Here is a 17,372-nt window from a genome sequence, read left to right as displayed (position 1 = left end):
GTTAACATTCAAGGGAATGCCCAGACGGGCACGAATTGGCAAGTGCCATCGAGTGGACAGAGGGTGTTGCAGAGAGGACGGGCCGGACCTCCGGCCGCGCGCCCCGTGCCGTCACGCCGTCGTGCTGTCACGCCGTCGTGCCGTCACGCCCTCGTCCCGTCACGACCTCGGGTCGCTGACGTCCGCTGGCGCCCTGTGCCGCTTATCTCTTTTATGCCGTCTCTTGTCCGCTTGACACTTCCGCCGGGCGCGTCGGACCATCGCCGAGTGAACCTGTCAGACAGCCAGACAGGTGGGTCGGCGCCGCGACCTCGCCGCGTCAGCGCGATGGAGGCGGTGCTGCACCACCTCCGCGGCGCCATCGAGCAGGGGGAGTACGCCCCCGGCGACAAGCTCCCCTCCGAGGCCGAGCTGTGCCGCGCCCTCCAGGTCTCCCGGCCGGTGCTGCGCGAGGCGCTGCGCGCGCTCCAGGCCATGGGCCTGACCGTCTCTCGTACCGGCAAGGGCACCTTCGTCGTCGCGTCCGCCGCGCAGGACCCCGTCTTCGGCGCGTACACGGCCAGCGATCTGCTGGAGGTGCGCCGGCACGTGGAGATCCCCGTCGCACGCTACGCGGCGCGGCGGCGCTCGCCCGAGGACCTGGACCGCCTGGCCCGCCTCCTGGAGCGGATGGAGCACGAGAGCGAAGCCGCCGCCTGGGTCGCCCTGGACGCGCAGTTCCACCTGGCCGTCGCCCAGGCCGCGCGGAACCCAGTGTTCCGCCGGTTCGTCGAGGAGATCAAGGACGCGCTGGCCCGCCAGTCGGCCTTCCTGAACCAGCTCGGCGGGCGGCGCGAGCAGTCCCACCGGGAGCACCGGGCGATCGTAGAAGCGCTCGCCCGCGGCAGCGAACCGGACGCGGCCGCGGCCATGTCGCACCACCTGGACCGCGTCGAGACGGCCCTCACCGACATCGTGCGGCCGGCGCCCGCCCCGGAGGGCCCGGCGCACCGGCCCACCCCACCCACCCACGAGTGATGCAGGCGATCATGCACCCCAGCACCCTCGACGAGGCGCCCCTCGTCCGCGAACCCCGCCACGCCCCCGTCGCCCACCTTCTGCGCGGCGGCGTGATCGAGGGCGTCCACCACGGCTCCGTCGTGGTCCTCGACGCCGACGGCCGGATCGGCTTCCGGCTCGGCGACGTGGAGGCCGCCTTCTATCCGCGCTCGGCGCTCAAGCCCGTCCAGGCCACGGCTATGGTGCGGGCCGGGCTGCCGCTGGAGGGCGCGCTGCTCTCGCTCGCCGCCGCCAGCCACTCCGGCGAGGAACGGCACCTGGCCGGCGCCCGCCGGATCCTCGAACTGGCCGGACTCACCGAGGACCATCTGCGCAACGTCCCCGACCTGCCCTACGACCCCGCCGTACGGGACGCGTGGGTGCGCGCCGGGCGACTGCCCTCCCGGCTCGTCCAGAACTGCTCCGGCAAGCACGCGGCCATGCTGTACACATGCCGGCTCAACGGCTGGTCCCTCGACGACTACCTCGACCCCGCCCACCCCCTCCAGCAGGTGATCGCCGAGACCGTGGCGGACCTGTCGGGGCAGCGCGTAGCCCATGTCTCCGTCGACGGATGCGGGGCGCCCCTGTTCGCCGTCTCCCTGCACGGACTCGCCCGCGCCGCCGCCCGGATCACCACGGCCGCGCCCGGCGCCCCCGAGGCCCGGGTGGCCGACGCGATGCGCGAGCACGCCGAGATGGCCTCCGGCGCGACGCGGGACGTGGCCGCCCTGATGCGCGCCGTTCCCGGGCTGCTCGCCAAGGACGGCTTCGAGGGGGTCCAGGTCGCCGCGCTGCCGGACGGCCGGGCCGTCGCCGTGAAGATCTCCGACGGCGCGAACCGGGCCCGCGTCCCGGTCGCCGCGGCGGCCCTCGCGCGGGCCGGTGTGGACCCGGGGCTGCTCACCGCGTTCGCGGGCGAGCCGCTGCTCGGCGGGGGCGAACCGGTCGGCTGCGTCCGTCTGGTCCCCGAGCTGGCCGCGGACCCGCTCACGATCTGCGCCTGACGTCCTCCCGCCGCCCAGCCCGAGGGGTTCCCCGGCCCGGATCGCCTGCCCGCCCCCGGCTACGCGGCGGGGCGGACGCGCACCGGGCGGGCCGCCCGGCGCCCCGGCGCCGCCGCTCACCCGCGGGCGAGACGGTTCCTGCGCCGTACGACCACCGCGGTCGCCACCGCTGCCGCGCTCAGCCCGACGCCCGCCGCGACCAGGCCGGCGGTCTGCTGCCACTCGGAGGCCGACGCGGCCGCGGACGCCGTGACGGGCGCGGCGTGCGGTCGGGTGGGGGCGTGCTGCGGAGGCGCCGCCACCCGGGTCTCGTGCGCCACCGGGCGCAGCGCGTCCAGGGAGCCGACCGGGTCGACGTGCCCGGTGGCGTCGAACCCCCAGTCCAGCAGTTGGCGCGCCTCCTCGTACACCTCGAAACCGCCGCCCTGCTGAGGGTGCATCAGGGTCACCAGGATGGTGTGCCCGTTCCGCTTGGCCGCGGCGACGAGGGTGTTGCCCGCGTTGGTGGTGTAGCCGTTCTTGATGCCGACCAGACCGGGGTAGCGCTGCACGCCGTCGGCGCCGGTCAGCAGGCGGTTGGTGTTGGCGATCCCGAACGACGCGCCGTCGTTGCCGGGGAACGTGGACTGCGCCGTGGAGCAGTAGCGCGCGAAGTCGGGGTTGCGCAGCCCGGCCCGCCCGAACACGGCCAGGTCGTACGCCGAGGAGACCTGCCCGTCGGCGTCGTAGCCGTCGGGGGAGACGACGTGGGTGTCCAGGGCGCCCAGCGCATGGGCCTTGGTCTGCATCTTGTCGGCGGTCTGCTGCCAGCCGCCGTTGAGCGCGGCGAGCACGTGCACGGCGTCGTTGCCCGAGTTGAGGAACACCCCGCGCCACAGGTCGGAGACCTGGTAGGTGTGTCCCTGGACCACTCCGACCAGGCTGCTGCCCTCGCCGATCCCGGCCAGGTCGGCCTGGGTGACCGTGTGCTGCGCACCGCTCGGCACGGCGGGGAGCGCGGTCAGCGCGAACAGCGTCTTGAGGGTGCTGGCGGGCGGCAGCTTCGCGTGGGCGTCGTGCGCGGCGAGCACCTCGCCGCTGTCGGCGTCGGCGACCAGCCAGGACAGCGCGGACGGCGCCGGCGTCTCGGGCGCTCCGTCGCGGAGCCGCACCTGAGTGCCCTCACCCTCCAGCAGCGCCGGCTGGGGCAGCGCCGGCTTGGGCCTCCCCGGTGCGCCCGGGTCCGCTCCGGCGTGGTTCGCCGCCGAGACCGGTGAGGCCAGCGTCATTATGCCCGCGGTGCACAGCACGCAGGCCGAGAAGGCGGCGCGACGGGCCGCTCGACGAGGAAATCTGATCTTCATATCGCAAAGCTAGGAACGAACCGGACAAGGCGGGACCTTGCCGAGGGCCGAACGGGGACTCGTGGCACCCGGATGTCGCAGCGCACGCGGCCGTTCGGGGCGCCGCCGGGCCGCCGCACGAGCCGCGGCCCGGCCGCGGTGACCGGTCCCGCGCAGGCGCGGACGGCGCGGAGGTCTACGCTGACGGAGATGTTCAGCCCCGAAGGCCCCACCCTCCGCGAACTCGCCGTGCAGGCAATGTCCTCCGTCGAGCACGGCTACGACCTGCTCGCGCCGAAGTTCGACCGCACCCCGTTCCGCACGCCGCGGCCGGTGCTGGACGCCGTCGCCTCGGTCCTGGAGCGGACGGGACCGTACGACGACGGGCTCGACCTGTGCTGCGGCACGGGCGCCGGCCTGGACGTGCTGACCCGGGTGTGCCGCAGGACAGTCACCGGCGCCGACTTCAGCGCGGGCATGCTCGCCGTGGCGGGGCGGCGCCCGCCGGACGCGGGGCCCGAGGTCTCCCTGGTGCGCGCGGACGCCCGCGCCCTGCCGTTCACCGGCGCCTTCGACCTGGTCGTCAGCTTCGGCGCGCTCGGTCACTTCCTCCCCGCCGAACTGCCCGGACTCTTCGGCTCGGTGCACACCGCTCTGCGGCCCGGCGGCCTGTTCGCGTTCCCGGTCCCCGCGCCGCCGCGCCCGCGCTCCTCCGCGTTCTGGACCCTGCTCGGCTTCGACGCGGCGATGCGGGTGCGCAACGCCGTGCGGCGACCGCAGTTCGTGATGTACTACCGCGCGCTGCGCTTCGGCGCCGTACGGCGCGAACTGCGGCGCGCGGGTTTCGCGGTGGAGCTGTACGCGCTGCCCGGATTCGGCCGCCGCGCCGACGGCAGCCCCCGAGCGCGGTTGCTGGCGGCCCGCAAGGCGTCCTGACGGCTCGCAAGACGTCCTGGCGGGACGTCCACCTGGCGCCGGGCGCTTTCCCTGGGGAGGGGACTGTCGCGATCAGACGGTTCGGGTAGGGTGACCTCTGGTCGCGGACGGTCCGGGCCGCACGAAGCCGAGGAGGTGAGACCCGTTGCCGCTGTGTCAGATCGGGTGCTCCCCCTCCGGAACGGCGCGGTTCACCGCCGGTAGGTGACCGCGAGGAGCGCCCAGCACGCTCCCGAAAGGTCCCGGCTCCCATGCCTGAAGTCCCGCCCTCGCTTCCGTCCCCCTCGCCCCGCCCGCCCTCGGCGCCGTCCGGCCTGTCTGCGGCGTCTGCGGCGCATTCCGGCCCTGTCCCCTCTGCCCCGCCTGCCCCGCCTGCCTCGCCCGCCGCCGTCGTGGCCGCGCTGCGCGCCGCCGGCTGCGTGTTCGCCGAGGAGGAGGCGGAGCTGATCCTCGCCGCCGGCCGCACCCCGGACGAGGTCACCGCCCTGGTGGCGCGCCGCGCCTCCGGACTGCCGCTCGAACAGGTCCTCGGCTGGGCGCGCTTCCACGGCCTGCGGATCACCGTCGAACCGGGCGTCTTCGTGCCCCGGCGCCGCACCGAGTTCCTGGTCGACCGGGCCGTCGCCCAGGCGGTCCCGGGCGCCCGTCTCGTCGTGGACCTGTGCTGCGGTTCGGGCGCGGTGGGCGCGGCCTTGGCGGCCGCGCTCGGCCCGGTCGAGCTGCACGCCGCCGACATCGATCCCGTCGCGGTGCGCTGCGCCCGGCGCAACGTCTCCTCCGCGGGGGGCCGGGTGCACCAGGGCGACCTGTTCGCGGCGCTGCCGACCGGGCTGCGCGGCCGTATCGACGTCCTCGCGGCCAACGTCCCGTACGTCCCCACCGGCGAGGTCGGCTTCCTGCCGCCCGAGGCCCGCGACCACGAGCCCGCGACGGCTCTCGACGGAGGCGCCGACGGCCTGGACGTGCTGCGCCGCGTCGCCGCCGGGGCCCCTGACTGGCTCGCCCCCGGCGGCTGCCTTGTCGTCGAGACGAGCGAGGACCAGGCCCCGGCGGCCGTGGCGGCCTTCGCCCAGGCGGGTCTGGACACACGCCTGGCGGTGTCGCCCGAGCTGTACGCGCACGTCGTGATCGGCGTCAAGGACGCCGCCGAAGCCGCAGGCGGCGGCGACGGGCGCGACGACGGCAGGGCGTAGCCCGCCGCCCGCCCGCGGTGGCAGCCCGCCCGCCCGCGGTGGCAGCCCGTCCGCCCGCGGTGGCAGCCCGTTCGCCCGCCTGCGGTGGCCGCCTGCTTTCGTCCGCGGTGCCAGCCTGCCCCCGGCGCTTCAGGTCGACGGCTGTTCCAGCGCGCGCGCCACGAGCAGGGCGACGTCGTCGTGGGTGTCCGGCTGGTGCAGCTTGCGCAGCAGGAGGTCGCACAGCTCCTCCAGGGGGCGCCGCGGGTCGCCGAGCAGGGCGAGCAGCGTGGCCAGGCGCTCGTCCAGCGGATGCATACGGGTCTCGACCAGCCCGTCGGTGTACAGGACCAGCTCGTCGCCGGGTTCCAGGTCGACGGTCGTGGTGGCGAAGGGCACGCCCCCGACCCCCAGGGGAACCCCGGTGGGCAGGTCCAGCAGCTCCGGCGGGCGGCCGCGGCGGACCCGGGCCGGCGGCAGGTGCCCGGCGTTGGCGAACCGGCACTGCCGCAGCTCCGGATCGTGGACGGCGTACAGGCAGGTGGCGATGGCCTGGTCCAGGCCGTCCGTGATCCGGTCCAGATGCTCCAGGAGCCGGGCCGGGTCCAGGTCGAGGGAGGCGAGGGCCTTGGTCGCGGTGCGCAGCCGCCCCATCGTGGCGGCGGCGCTGATGCCGCTGCCCATCACGTCCCCGACGACGAGCGCCGTCTTGTCGCCCTCCAGAGGGATCACGTCGAACCAGTCGCCGCCCACCTCGATCGCGGCGCCCGCAGGCTGGTACCGGGAGGCGACCTCCAGGCCGCCGGTCACCGAGGGGTGCCGGGGCAGCAGGCTGCGCTGGAGCGTCAGGGCGGTGTCGCGGGCGTTCTGATACCAGCGGGCGTTGTCGATCTGCACGGCCGCGCGGGCGGCCAGCTCCCGGGCGAGCAGGACGTCGTCCTCGCTGAAGGGCGCCGGACTGCGGGTGCGTTTGAGGTCCAGCGCGCCCAGCACCTCGCCGCGTGCGATCAGCGGCACCGCCAGATACGAGTGCACGCCCGCCCGGCTCAGCAGCTCGGCCGCCTCCGCGGACCGGGCGATCCGGGACAGATCCTCGTCCTTGACGTGCGTCACCAGCACCGGCCGGCCGGTGCGCACGCACTCGGTGACCAGGCGCTCGGGGCCGTAGCGGGCGGTCTGACCGGGCGGGTCGGCCGCGTCCAGGGCGTCGGGCGTACGGTCGGCCCGTACGGCCAGGGCGCGGATCACCGCCGGCTCGGTAGGGCCCAGTGAGCTGCGGCGGCCCGCGACGACCGCCTCCAGCAGGTCCACGGCCGCCACGTCGGCCAGTTCCGGCACGGCGACGTCGGCCAGCTCCCGGGCCGTGCGGTCGAGATCGAGGGTGGTGCCGATCCGGGCCGAGGCGTCGGCGATCAGGGCCAGGCGCCGGCGGCCCGCCTCGGCTTCGACCCCGGCCCGGTGCTGCTCGGTGATGTCCACGATCGACACGGCCACGCCCAGCACCCTGCCCGCCGTGTCCTCCAGCCGGTACATCGACACCGACCACGCGTGGTCCTGCTCCGGGTCGGCCGGGGTGCGGCCGACGGCGAAGACGTCGACGAGCGGCCGGCCGCTCGCCAGCACCTCCCGCGCCGCCTCCTCCATCGCCTCGGCGTCCAACTGGGGCAGCACCTCTTGCAGCGTCCGCCCGACGTGCTCCTCGGCGGACACCCCGTCGATCCGCTCCAGGGCCGGGTTGACCGAGACGACGCGCAGCCCGGTGTCCAGCACGGCCAGCCCGATCGGGGACTGCGAGACGATGCGCGTGGACAGCGCCACGTCCTGCTCCAGCCGGCGTACCGTCGACCGGTCCGCGGCGAGGCCGAGTGCGTAGACGTCGCCCCGGTCGTCCTGTAGCCGCATGTTGCGGAACTCCACCAGGCGGGTGCTGCCGTCCCTGAGCCGGATGGGGAAGGCGCCCGCCCAGCCCCGGCCGGTGCGCAGGACGTCGGAGAAAAGCTTGATCACCAGGTCGAAGTGCTCCTCGCGGACCATGAGCCGCGCGGCGTACTGCCCGAGCGCCTCGGCCGCCGAGTAGCCGAACAGCTCCTCGGCCTGGGGGCTCCACAGCACGATGCGTCCCTGGGCGTCCAGGACCACCGAGGCCACGCTGAGCACGTCGAGGAGCCCGCTCGGTCCGACCGGACCGCGGACCGGCTCGTCGTCCTCGGCCGAGGGCGCCCCGGCTTCCGTCATCCCATGCACCGCCTTCGCCCGTCCGGCGTCCGGCCGCCCCGGACGCCGGAACCACCCTGCCGCACCGCGCCCGCGCTCACCTCTCCGAGGGGCCGCCGCCTCCCCCCACCATCCCTCACCGTCGCGGGGGCCGCTTCGCCGGAGCGGCCGGAGAGTGGGGTGGGGCGCCGCTTCGGGGGAACCCCCTGCGGTGGCGGCGCAGCGCGGCCAGGAGAGGAGCGATCACCATGGACAGCCAGCAGGGGCATGAGGAATCCGTCTCGGTGGAGCTGAGCGGATGCAGCAAGGAAGACGCCCGGATCGTGTTCGACGCCCTGTGCGGCTGCTTCTCCTCGGACCGGTGCACGGAGGACGTGCCCCGCGACTACGACGAGGTGCGGCCGACGGTGTGGCTCGGCATGTTCGACGTGGGAGAGGACCACGGCACGGGCCGTGAGGCCAACCGCATGGGGGCGTCCGTCACCGCCGACGTGCAGGGCGGCTACTGGGCGATCGACCGGTTCCGCACCGCCCTGGACTCGCTGTTCACCGTGCAGGACCTCAGCATGGCCTCCGGCGACCAGGAGCGGGAGCTGCACGTCCGCCTGGAGAACCGCTGAGCTGGGCGGTACGTCCGCCTGCCTCCGAGGAAGGCGGCGGCCGTACCGCCACCGGAGTGACGGCCGCGCCGCCTCCCGGGCGACGGCCGTAGGGCCGCCCCGAGCGAGGGCGGCCTCTCGCCGTTCCGCCCGCGCGGCACGGCCCCTCGTTCTGCAACTAGTTGCATAAAACCATCGGAGTCCTCTACAACTACGGTGACGACACCGCGCACGGAGGGCCCGATGAGCCGTTACCCGCACCTGCTGAGCCCGCTCGACCTGGGCTTCACCACCCTGCCCAACCGCGTTCTGATGGGCTCCATGCACGTCGGTCTGGAGGAGGCCGAGCGCGGCTTCGAACGGATGGCCGAGTTCTACGCCGCCCGCGCCCGCGGGGGAGTGGGCCTCATCGTCACCGGAGGCATCGCCCCCAACGAGGAGGGCCGCCCCTACGAGGGCGGCGCGAAGCTCACCACCGAGGACGAGGCGGCGCAGCACCGGACCGTCACCGCCGCCGTGCACCGCGAGGGCGGCAGAATCGCCCTCCAGATCCTGCACTTCGGGCGCTACGCCTACCACCGCGACCTGGTCGCCCCCAGCCCGCTCCAGGCCCCCATCAGCCCCTTCGTCCCGCGCGAGCTGACCGACGCCGAGGTCGAGCGCACCGTGGACGACTACGTGCGGACCGCCCGCCTCGCCCGCCAGGCCGGCTACGACGGCGTCGAGATCATGGGCTCCGAGGGCTACCTCGTCAACGAGTTCATCGCGGCGCAGACCAACCAGCGCACCGACCGCTGGGGCGGCGCCTACGAGAACCGCGTGCGCTTCCCGGTCGAGATCGTCCGGCGGGTGCGCGAGGCGGTCGGCGAGGACTTCATCATCGTCTACCGGCTGTCCATGCTCGACCTGGTGCCCGGCGGCTCCTCCCTGGAAGAGGTGGTCCTCCTCGCGCGCGCCGTCGAGGCCGCCGGGGCGACCCTCATCAACACCGGCATCGGCTGGCACGAGGCCCGCATCCCGACCATCGCGACCTCCGTGCCGCGCGGCGCCTACACCTGGGTGACGAAGAAGCTCATGGGCGCGGTCTCGATCCCACTCGTCACCACCAACCGGATCAACACGCCGGAGGTCGCCGAGCGGCTGCTCGCCGACGGCGTCGCCGACATGGTGTCCATGGCCCGGCCGATGCTCGCCGACCCCGACTTCGTCGCCAAGACGGCGGCCGGGACGCCCGAGGCGATCAACACCTGCATCGGCTGTAACCAGGCGTGCCTGGACCACACCTTCAGCGGGCAGATCACCTCCTGTCTGGTCAACCCGCGCGCCTGCCACGAGACCGAGCTGGTGCTCTCGCCCACCCGGCTGCGCAAGCGCGTCGCCGTCGTCGGCGCGGGACCGGCGGGCCTGGCCTGCGCGGTGAGCGCGGCCGAGCGCGGCCACGACGTCACCCTGTACGACGCCGCGGACGAGATCGGCGGCCAGCTCAACGTCGCCCGCAAGGTCCCCGGCAAGCAGGAGTTCGACGAGACGCTGCGCTACTTCCGCCACCAGCTCGACGCCCACGGCGTGGACGTCCGGCTCGGCGCCCGCGTCGGAGCGGACGACCTGACCGGCTACGACGAGGTGGTCGTCGCCACGGGCGTCACCCCGCGCACGCCCGACATCCCCGGCGTGGACCACCCCCGCGTCGTCGGCTACCTGGACGTGCTGCGCGACGGCGCCCCCGTCGGCGACCGGGTGGCGATCCTCGGCGCCGGCGGCATCGGGTTCGACGTCGCCGAGTTCCTGACCGACGGCGGCGACCGGGCGAGCGAGGACCCCGAGACCTACTTCCAGCACTGGGGCGTCGACACCGGCTACGCGGCGCCCGGCGGCCTGACCGCGCCCAAGCGCCCGGCGCCCCCGCGCACCGTCCACCTCCTCCAGCGCAAGACCGGCAAGGTCGGCGCCGGCCTCGGCAAGACCACCGGCTGGATCCACCGCACCGAACTGAAGCACCGCGGAGTCACCATGGTCCCCGGCGTCCGCTACGACCGGATCGACGACGCCGGGCTGCACATCACCGTCGGCGAGGAGAGCACCGTCCTCGAAGTCGACACCGTCGTCCTGTGCACCGGCCAGGAGCCGCGCCGCGGCCTGTACGAGGCGCTGATCGCCGCCGGGCGCAGCGCGCACCTGATCGGCGGCGCCGACGTCGCGGCCGAACTCGACGCCAAGCGGGCCATCAAGCAGGGCACCGAGGTGGCGGCGGCGCTGTAGAGGCCGAGGCCCGCGTCCCTAGGATGAGCCCATGTCACTCCCGCACGCGATCCTCACCGCCCTGCTCGAGAAGCCGTCGTCGGGGCTGGAGCTGACGCGCCGGTTCGACAAGTCGATCGGCTACTTCTGGTCGGCGACGCACCAGCAGATCTACCGGGAGCTGGGGAGGCTGGAGGCGGACGGGCTGATCCGGGCGCTGCCCGCCGAGCAGCCGGCCCGCGGGCAGCGCAAGAGCTACGAGGTGCTGCCGGCGGGCCGGGCGGAACTGGCCCGCTGGACCGCCTCCGCCCAGGACCCGAAGCCGCTGCGGGACGCCCTGCTGCTGCGGCTGCGGGCCGCCGCGGTGGTCGGCGCCGACGGCGTCGAGGACGACCTGCGCCGTCACCTGGAGCTGCGCGAGCGGCAGTTGGCCATGTACCAGGAGATCGAGAAACGGGACTTCCCGCCGGGCAAGGACAGTTCCCAGGACCGGTTGCAGCACTTGGTGCTGCGCGCCGGGATCGATCTGGAGACCTTCTGGGCCGGGTGGCTCCGGCACGCGCTGGAGGAATTCGCCGACCTGCCGGACCACGGCGACCGGCCCTGACTGCCTGCCGGACCAAGGTGACCGGCCCTGACGGCCTGCCGTCGTCGTCTGCCGGGGGCCGGGGGGCCTGCCGCCGTCGTCCGCCGGGGGCCTGCCGCCGTCGTCCGCCGCGCGTGGCCCCGGGCGGCCCGCGGCCCAGGGCAGCGCGCGGCCGCGGGGAACCGGCCGCCGTCGGTGAGCCGCCGTCAGAGGCGATACGGCCTGGAGCGGCGGCGCAGCACCCAGCCGGTGGCGATCAGCGCCGCCCCGACCAGCGTCCCGCCCACCGCGAGCGTCAGCGTCCCGTAGTCCTTGAAGCCGCCGCCCAGGCCGCCCATCACACCGCCCGAGGGCGTCCGCGAGGGCACGCCTGGGGGCACGCGCGAAGGTACGCCCGGGGGCACGCGCGAGGGCACGCCAGGGGGCACGCGCGAGGGCACGCCCGAGGGACCCACCGGAACGGACGTCGCGGGGGCCGTCTGCCGGGAGGCGCCGGTGACAGCGATGGACTGACTGCCCGCGTTGATGCTGTTCGAGCACAGCACGACCACGGTGTACGTGCCCGGCTGCACGCTCTGCCAGGCGGCCGTCTGACGCGACGCCGACCCCACGAGCGCCACCTGGCGTCCCTGGTTGAAGTCGGTCTGGCCGCTGGCCAGCAACGACGCCGTGCCCCAGCCGCCGTTGACGAGAGTGCACGTGCTGGTGGTCACCGACACCGTGGACCCGTTGGCGCTCACGGAGATCCCGGACGCGGCGGCGGCCGGTCCGGCGGCGCATCCGAGCGCGACGGCGGCGGCCAGGGCGGCCGTGCGGGGGCGGAGCGGTGGCTGTATGCGCATGGGCTGTCCTCCGGTGGCGCGGGTCGGCGGACGATCCCCGGCCGTCGCCGGAGAGAGGGATTCGCCCGTGCTTCCTCACCGGCAGCCAACCCGCCCCGGGCGCCCGCCGCACCCGCAGTGCGACCGCTCGGGTGACCTTCGACAGGGCCTGTGGACGCCCGGCCGTCACCGTCAGCAGCGGTGAGAAGCCGCCCCAGGTCCCGTCCGGCAGCCTGGCCCGGCAGAGGGTCCCGTCGCCGCGGTGAAGGGGCTGAGCCGGATGACGTCCGCCATGTGCTCGGATGCCGGCATTTCCCGCACTTCGGTGGCGCCCCGGTACACCTGGTACCGGTCGACGCCCGCCGAGGTGGAGGAGACCGCGTCCCACATCACGTGCACGCTGGTCGCGCTGCCCGTCGCCGCGGTGACGCCGACCGGCGCGCCGGGTGCGCCGCCCTCGTCTTCGTCCGCGGCTCCTCGGCCGCAGCAGGCCCGCAGGACCGCGGCTCCGCACGCCGCGACGACACGCCCGGGAAGGCGGCCTGGACGCGACACCGGCTCGGGAACGCGTCGCACGCGGTCTGCCTCCCCGTTCATCGCGATGCCGCCGGGCCGGACACCGCTCGGGCAATGGTCCGGACCAATATGCTACGGCGCGTCGCCGTCGCCGCCCGGACCCGGTGACCGCACCCGCTGCCCAGCGGACGGCCCGGCGCCCGCCGCTGAGGGGCGCTTCGCACCCGCTCCCGCGGACGGGCCCGGCCGCCTCACGCCTTGCGGTAGTCGTACGCCTCCCCGGCCGCCGCCGCCACCGCGTCCAGGTCCGCGCCCGTGGCCGCCGTGACGACCGCGGCGACCGCGCCCTCGACGAACGGGGCGTCCACCAGGCGCGTGTCCGCGGGCAGTTCGTCGCCCTCGGCGATCAGCGCCTTCACGGTGAGCACAGCGCTGCCGAGGTCGGTCAGCACGGCCACCCCCGCACCCCGGTCCACCGACGCCGCCGCGTCCGCGATCAACTCGGCGCTGGTGCCGAGCCCGCCGCCCGGCCGGCCGCCCGCCGCCGCCACCGGGACCGCCGCCGCGCCGCCCGCGAGGCCCTTCGCCAGCTCGGCCACCGACGCGGCCACCTCCGCGCTGTGCGACACCAGCACGACGCCGACCAGTCCGTCCTCGCCCACAGGTCAGCCCTCCACCGCGTCGGCGGCCTCGGCCAGCGCCGCGATCAGCAGCGCCGACGACGTCGCCCCCGGATCCTGGTGCCCGACGCTGCGCTCGCCCAGATAGCTCGCCCTGCCCTTGCGCGCCCGCATCGCGGTGGTCGCCTCCGCGCCCTGCTCGGCGGCGGCCCGCGCGGCGACGAACCCGTCGGCGAGCGCGTCCGCGGCGGGCGCCAGCGCGTCCACCATCGTCTTGTCACCCGCCTCCGCTCCGCCCAGCGCCTTGACCCCGTCCACCCCGGCCCGCAGCGCCTCGGCGAGCTGCGCCTCGCTCACCTCCGCGGCGTCCCCGAGCGCCTTCCCGGTGCGGCGCAGCAGGGTCCCGTACAGCGGCCCGGACGCCCCGCCGACCGTCGAGATCAACTGGCGCCCGGCGAGGGTCAGGACCGCTCCGGGCGTGTCCGGCGCCTCCTCCTCCAGCGCGGTGCGCACGGCCGCGAACCCGCGCTGGAGATTGCTGCCGTGGTCCGCGTCCCCGATGGGCGAGTCGAGGTCGGTGAGCCGCTGCGCCTCGCGGTCGACGGACGCGGCGGCGGCCGCCATCCAGCGGCGGAAGAAGTCGGCGTCGAGCACGGGAACTCCCTTGCGTGGCGTGAGTGAGGTTCGGATCGGTCGGCGGTCGGCGGGTCAGGCGCCCCAGCGCAGGCCCGGCGTGTTCACCGGCGCGTCCCACAGGCGCAGCAGCTCCTCGTCGATCTCGCACAGGGTGACCGAGGCGCCCGCCATGTCGAGCGAGGTGACGTAGTTGCCGACCAGGGTGCGGGCGATCGCGACCCCGCGCTCGTCGAGCACCCGCCGCACCTCGGCGTGGAAGCCGTACAGCTCCAGGAGTGGGGTGCCCCCCATGCCGTTGACCAGCAGCAGCACCGGGTTGCGCGGTCGGCGGTCCTCCAGGATCGCGTGCACCGCGAAGTCGGCGATCTCGCCCGAGGTCATCATCGGCCGCCGCTCCCGGCCGGGCTCGCCGTGGATGCCGATGCCCAGCTCCAGCTCGCCCGCCGGCAGGTCGAAGGTGGGGGCGCCCTTGGCGGGCGTGGTGACCGAGCTCAGGGCCACGCCGAAGCTGCGCGCGTTGTCGTTGACCTGGCGGCCGATCGCCTCCACCCGCTCCAGCGGCTGGCCCTCGTCGGCCGCCGCGCCCGCGATCTTCTCCACGAACAGGGTGGCGCCGGTGCCGCGCCGTCCGGCCGTGAAGAGGCTGTCGGTCACCGCCACGTCGTCGTCGACCAGCACCCTCGCGACCTGGATGCCCTCGTCCTCGGCCAGCTCGGCGGCCATGTCGAAGTTGAGCACGTCGCCGGTGTAGTTCTTCACCACGAACAGCACGCCCGCGCCGCTGTCCACCGCCGCCGCGGCCCGCACCATCTGGTCGGGGACCGGCGAGGTGAACACCTCGCCCGGACACGCCGCCGACAGCATCCCCGGACCCACGAACCCGCCGTGCAACGGCTCATGCCCCGACCCGCCGCCGGAGACCAGGGCGACCTTCCCGGCCACGGGAGCGTCCCGCCGCACGATCACCCGGTGCTCCACGTCGACGGTCAGCTCGGGATGCGCGGCCGCCATGCCCCGCAGCGCGTCCGCGACGACCGTCTCGGCGACGTTGATCAGCATCCTCATGGGTACCTCCTGAGAAGGTGAGCAGACGAGTCCATGGCCTGCGTTCTCGCTGGTCAGTGAGTGCGGGAGAGCGGGCGACGTGCGATCTCGGCGGTCCGCGGCGGCCCGAAGCGGGTTCACGCGGCACTGACGCTGACTTCATGCTGACGTTGGCGAGGGGGCGCCAGGTGGCTGGGCGGTCGGGGGCCCCGGCTGGAGTACTGCTGTCGGCAGTATCGGCCTTGCGGCAGCGAAGGTCACGCGCGAGAACGCCTGCGTCTCGTGCGTTACTCCTCCGAGGGGCCCGCTGACCACTCCTGGCCGACCGCCTCGATGGCTTCACCGTACGATCCCGGGTCCCATCCGTCGATCAGGAAGAGGGCGTGGACGATGTCCGAGAGATCGTCGCCGAGGTCGTCGCAGCCCGGCCTTCCGGTCACCGCCCTTCTCCTGCGGAGCACTCCAGCGGCCGCACGCACGTCCTTGGCCCGCAGCACGTAGTCGGTTTTGACGCGGATGTCCCGAGGAGCGTCCGCGGCGGGACGCGGATGCTCGTCCTCCTGCTCGGTCTGGACGAACGGGCTTCCCCAGCCGGTCGCGTCGAAGACGGCGTCGGCGTACTCCCGGGCGGCCTCCGTCACGGCGTCCGCCGCGGGCACGACCTCGGCGGGATCGTCCGGGTCCTGCGCCAGAGCGAGCGCGTGGCGCTCGATCGCCGAGGTCAGGCGGTCGGCTGCGGCAAGGAACATCTGGGGGTTCGACGCGGCGGTCATCTTCGGTGCTGCTCCTCCAGGGAGCCGCCGGAGGCGGTGGGGACGCGTACGGCGAGCAGGGCGATGTCGTCCGAGTGGGCGGCGCCGGCGATCGTGTCGGCCAGGCGGTGCAGCAGCGCGGGCAGCGCGGCGCCGGTTGCCGCGGCCTCGGCCAGGATGCGGCGTGCCCGGTCGGTGCTCTCGTCCACGGGGCGGCCGCGGTGTTCGACGAGGCCGTCGGTGTAGAGCAGCAGCACGCTGCCCGGGGTCAGCAGGCGGCGGTGGGAGGTGCGCCGCCGGTCCGCGGGCAGGGTGGGGTGGATGAGCCGGTCGTGGGGGAGCAGCGCCCGCGCGGGCGCGCCGGGGACGGCGAGCAGGGGCGCGGGGTGCCCGGCGTTGGTCCACTCCAGCAGCCAGCAGCCTTCAGGACGCGGGGTGAGGTGGGCGTGCACGAGGGTGCCGCTGAGCGGAACCTCCAGGTCCGCGCTCGCGTGCTCCAGAGCGCGGACCGCCATGGCGGGGCTGCGGCCCCGGTGGTCGTGGTCCGCCTGGCGGAGCATGCTGCGGGCCTGTCCCATGAGGGCGGCGGCACGCGCGTTGTGCCCGGTGATGTCGCCCACGGTGACCGCGGCGGCCCCGGGGGCGCCGGCCGCGGCGGGCCCCAGGGGGTAGGCGTCGTACCAGTCGCCGCCGACCATGTCGTGGGAGGCGGCGGGCCGGTACAGGGCCGCCAGGTCCAGACCGGGCAGCACGGGCAGGTCGGTGAGCATGGCCTGCTGGAGCTGGCGCACCACGCTGACCCGCCCGTCGAGGAAGAGGGCGCGTTCGACGGCGCGGGCGGTGTAGTGGCCGAGCGCCATGAGCACGGCCTGTTCGGACACGTCGACCTCGTGGAGGGTGTCCCAGGCCACGACGAGGGCGCCCAGGGCGGGGCGGAGGGCGCCGGGCAGCGGCACGCAGACGGCCGTCCGCAGGCCCATGGCGTCGAACACGGCCACCGTGTCGGGGCTGTACCGCCTGATCAGCGTCTCCCGGTCGGGGATCACGATCAGGCGTCTCTCCCGAGCGGCCTGCGCGCTGGGCCAGTCCGCCGTGAGCGCGTACTCGGGGAACTTGCTTTCCAGTTCGACGGTCGGGGCGTGCGGGTCGACCGTCCGCCGCATCGCGCCGTCGTCGAGCAACGACAGCCCGACGTAGGCCGGTTCGAGATCTCCGCTGACCAGTTCGTTGACGCGCCGGCGCACCTCGTCCAGCCCAGTGGTGTCGGCCAGCACCTCGGCGGCGCGCAGCAGCAGTTGCGAACGGCCGAGCAGCGCCTGGAGTCGCCGTGGCTCCTCGGACGCCGACCCGGCCGCGTGCCGCGCCGGTTCCCCGTCGGCTACCCCGTCAGGGCGCCGGGCGAGCGCCGCCCGCTTCGCTCCTCCGGCGCGCTCGCGCAGCTCCGCGCTGTGGGCCGCCGCCAGATCGCTCAGATCCTGTACGTTCCGCTCGCTCCAGGTCCGAGGTTCACCGCCGAACGCGCCGACGGCGCCGAGCACTTCCCCCGACCGGCCGGTGAGCGGCACTCCGAGGAACGAGCCGGGACGGCGCCCGTCCGCCGCGGCGCTCTCACCGCTCGCCTCCGACCTCCAGGAGACGAGATCCGCCAGCGCCAGCGGCGCGCCGCTGCTCACCACCCGGCGGCACAACTCCCGTGCCAGGGACGTGTTCCGAAGAGGTCCAGGAGGCCAGATCCCGACCAGCTCGGGGCCGAGGGCATCGCCGTCGGGCATGACCGACACCAGCGCATGCGGCACGTCCAGCACGCGGGCAACCAAACGGGCGAACCGGTCCACTATCGCCTCCGGACGACACCGACGCGCCTATTCGGC

General features: G+C 74.8%; 15 protein-coding genes. 7 read left to right on the top strand and 8 right to left on the bottom strand.

Annotated features, from left to right (window positions below):
- The first annotated feature begins 267 nt into the window (after positions 1-267).
- Positions 268-1,017, top strand: a complete 750-nt coding sequence (locus tag ABZ861_RS30005; RefSeq protein ID WP_361636681.1) for a FadR/GntR family transcriptional regulator — start codon at positions 268-270, stop codon at positions 1,015-1,017.
- Between the two features lie 11 nt (positions 1,018-1,028).
- Complete coding sequence (locus tag ABZ861_RS30000) at positions 1,029-2,045, top strand: asparaginase (RefSeq protein ID WP_361636679.1); 1,017 nt, start codon at positions 1,029-1,031, stop codon at positions 2,043-2,045.
- A 116-nt stretch (positions 2,046-2,161) separates the two neighbouring features.
- Here the strand turns inward: ABZ861_RS30000 and ABZ861_RS29995 are convergent, their stop codons facing one another.
- Positions 2,162-3,313, bottom strand: coding sequence for a serine hydrolase (locus ABZ861_RS29995; protein ID WP_361636676.1), 1,152 nt, complete (start codon positions 3,311-3,313; stop codon positions 2,162-2,164).
- Between the two features lie 264 nt (positions 3,314-3,577).
- Here ABZ861_RS29995 and ABZ861_RS29990 point away from each other — a divergent pair, with 264 nt between their 5' ends.
- On the top strand, positions 3,578-4,303 hold the full coding sequence (locus tag ABZ861_RS29990) for a class I SAM-dependent methyltransferase (RefSeq protein WP_361636673.1): 726 nt from the start codon (positions 3,578-3,580) through the stop codon (positions 4,301-4,303).
- 392 nt (positions 4,304-4,695) lie between these two features.
- On the top strand, positions 4,696-5,496 hold the full coding sequence (locus ABZ861_RS29985; protein ID WP_361636670.1) for a putative protein N(5)-glutamine methyltransferase: 801 nt from the start codon (positions 4,696-4,698) through the stop codon (positions 5,494-5,496).
- A 129-nt stretch (positions 5,497-5,625) separates the two neighbouring features.
- Here ABZ861_RS29985 and ABZ861_RS29980 read toward each other — a convergent pair whose 3' ends face one another.
- The gene (locus tag ABZ861_RS29980; protein ID WP_361636667.1) at positions 5,626-7,710 is read right to left on the bottom strand and encodes a SpoIIE family protein phosphatase; all 2,085 of its coding nucleotides are present in this window, start codon (positions 7,708-7,710) and stop codon (positions 5,626-5,628) included.
- A 227-nt stretch (positions 7,711-7,937) separates the two neighbouring features.
- On the opposite strand from ABZ861_RS29980, the gene ABZ861_RS29975 reads away from it, so the two are divergent.
- From ABZ861_RS29975 to ABZ861_RS29965, 3 genes are all read left to right on the top strand, one after another.
- Positions 7,938-8,309 carry a hypothetical protein gene (locus tag ABZ861_RS29975; protein ID WP_361636664.1) on the top strand — a complete coding sequence of 124 codons (372 nt, stop codon included), beginning with the start codon at positions 7,938-7,940 and terminating at the stop codon, positions 8,307-8,309.
- A 222-nt stretch (positions 8,310-8,531) separates the two neighbouring features.
- Positions 8,532-10,547 carry an NADPH-dependent 2,4-dienoyl-CoA reductase gene (locus ABZ861_RS29970; RefSeq protein ID WP_361636662.1) on the top strand — a complete coding sequence of 672 codons (2,016 nt, stop codon included), beginning with the start codon at positions 8,532-8,534 and terminating at the stop codon, positions 10,545-10,547.
- Between the two features lie 31 nt (positions 10,548-10,578).
- A complete protein-coding gene (locus tag ABZ861_RS29965) occupies positions 10,579-11,133 on the top strand; it encodes a PadR family transcriptional regulator (RefSeq protein ID WP_361636659.1) in 555 nt (184 codons plus the stop codon).
- Positions 11,134-11,318: 185 nt separating this feature from the next.
- Here the strand turns inward: ABZ861_RS29965 and ABZ861_RS29960 are convergent, their stop codons facing one another.
- From ABZ861_RS29960 to ABZ861_RS29935, 6 genes are all read right to left on the bottom strand, one after another.
- Positions 11,319-11,954, bottom strand: coding sequence for a hypothetical protein (locus ABZ861_RS29960; RefSeq protein ID WP_361636656.1), 636 nt, complete (start codon positions 11,952-11,954; stop codon positions 11,319-11,321).
- A 746-nt stretch (positions 11,955-12,700) separates the two neighbouring features.
- Complete coding sequence (locus ABZ861_RS29955; protein WP_361636654.1) at positions 12,701-13,111, bottom strand: PTS fructose transporter subunit IIA; 411 nt, start codon at positions 13,109-13,111, stop codon at positions 12,701-12,703.
- Between the two features lie 3 nt (positions 13,112-13,114).
- Positions 13,115-13,723 carry a dihydroxyacetone kinase subunit DhaL gene (dhaL, locus tag ABZ861_RS29950; protein WP_361636651.1) on the bottom strand — a complete coding sequence of 203 codons (609 nt, stop codon included), beginning with the start codon at positions 13,721-13,723 and terminating at the stop codon, positions 13,115-13,117.
- A gap of 54 nt (positions 13,724-13,777) precedes the next feature.
- Positions 13,778-14,770: a dihydroxyacetone kinase subunit DhaK gene (dhaK, locus tag ABZ861_RS29945; RefSeq protein ID WP_361636648.1), complete on the bottom strand. Its 993-nt coding sequence runs from the start codon at positions 14,768-14,770 to the stop codon at positions 13,778-13,780.
- Between the two features lie 266 nt (positions 14,771-15,036).
- Positions 15,037-15,522, bottom strand: coding sequence for a hypothetical protein (locus ABZ861_RS29940; RefSeq protein WP_361636645.1), 486 nt, complete (start codon positions 15,520-15,522; stop codon positions 15,037-15,039).
- Positions 15,519-17,336 carry a SpoIIE family protein phosphatase gene (locus ABZ861_RS29935; protein WP_361636642.1) on the bottom strand — a complete coding sequence of 606 codons (1,818 nt, stop codon included), beginning with the start codon at positions 17,334-17,336 and terminating at the stop codon, positions 15,519-15,521. Before ABZ861_RS29935 ends, ABZ861_RS29940 begins: the two co-directional genes overlap by 4 nt.
- Positions 17,337-17,372 lie beyond the last annotated feature (36 nt).

This window comes from Streptomyces sp. NPDC046985 (assembly GCF_040644415.1).
In the GTDB taxonomy this organism is placed as follows: domain Bacteria; phylum Actinomycetota; class Actinomycetes; order Streptomycetales; family Streptomycetaceae; genus Streptomyces.
The sequence above is the reverse complement of the archived record's forward strand: the minus strand, read 5'-3'. Positions and strand labels throughout refer to the sequence as shown.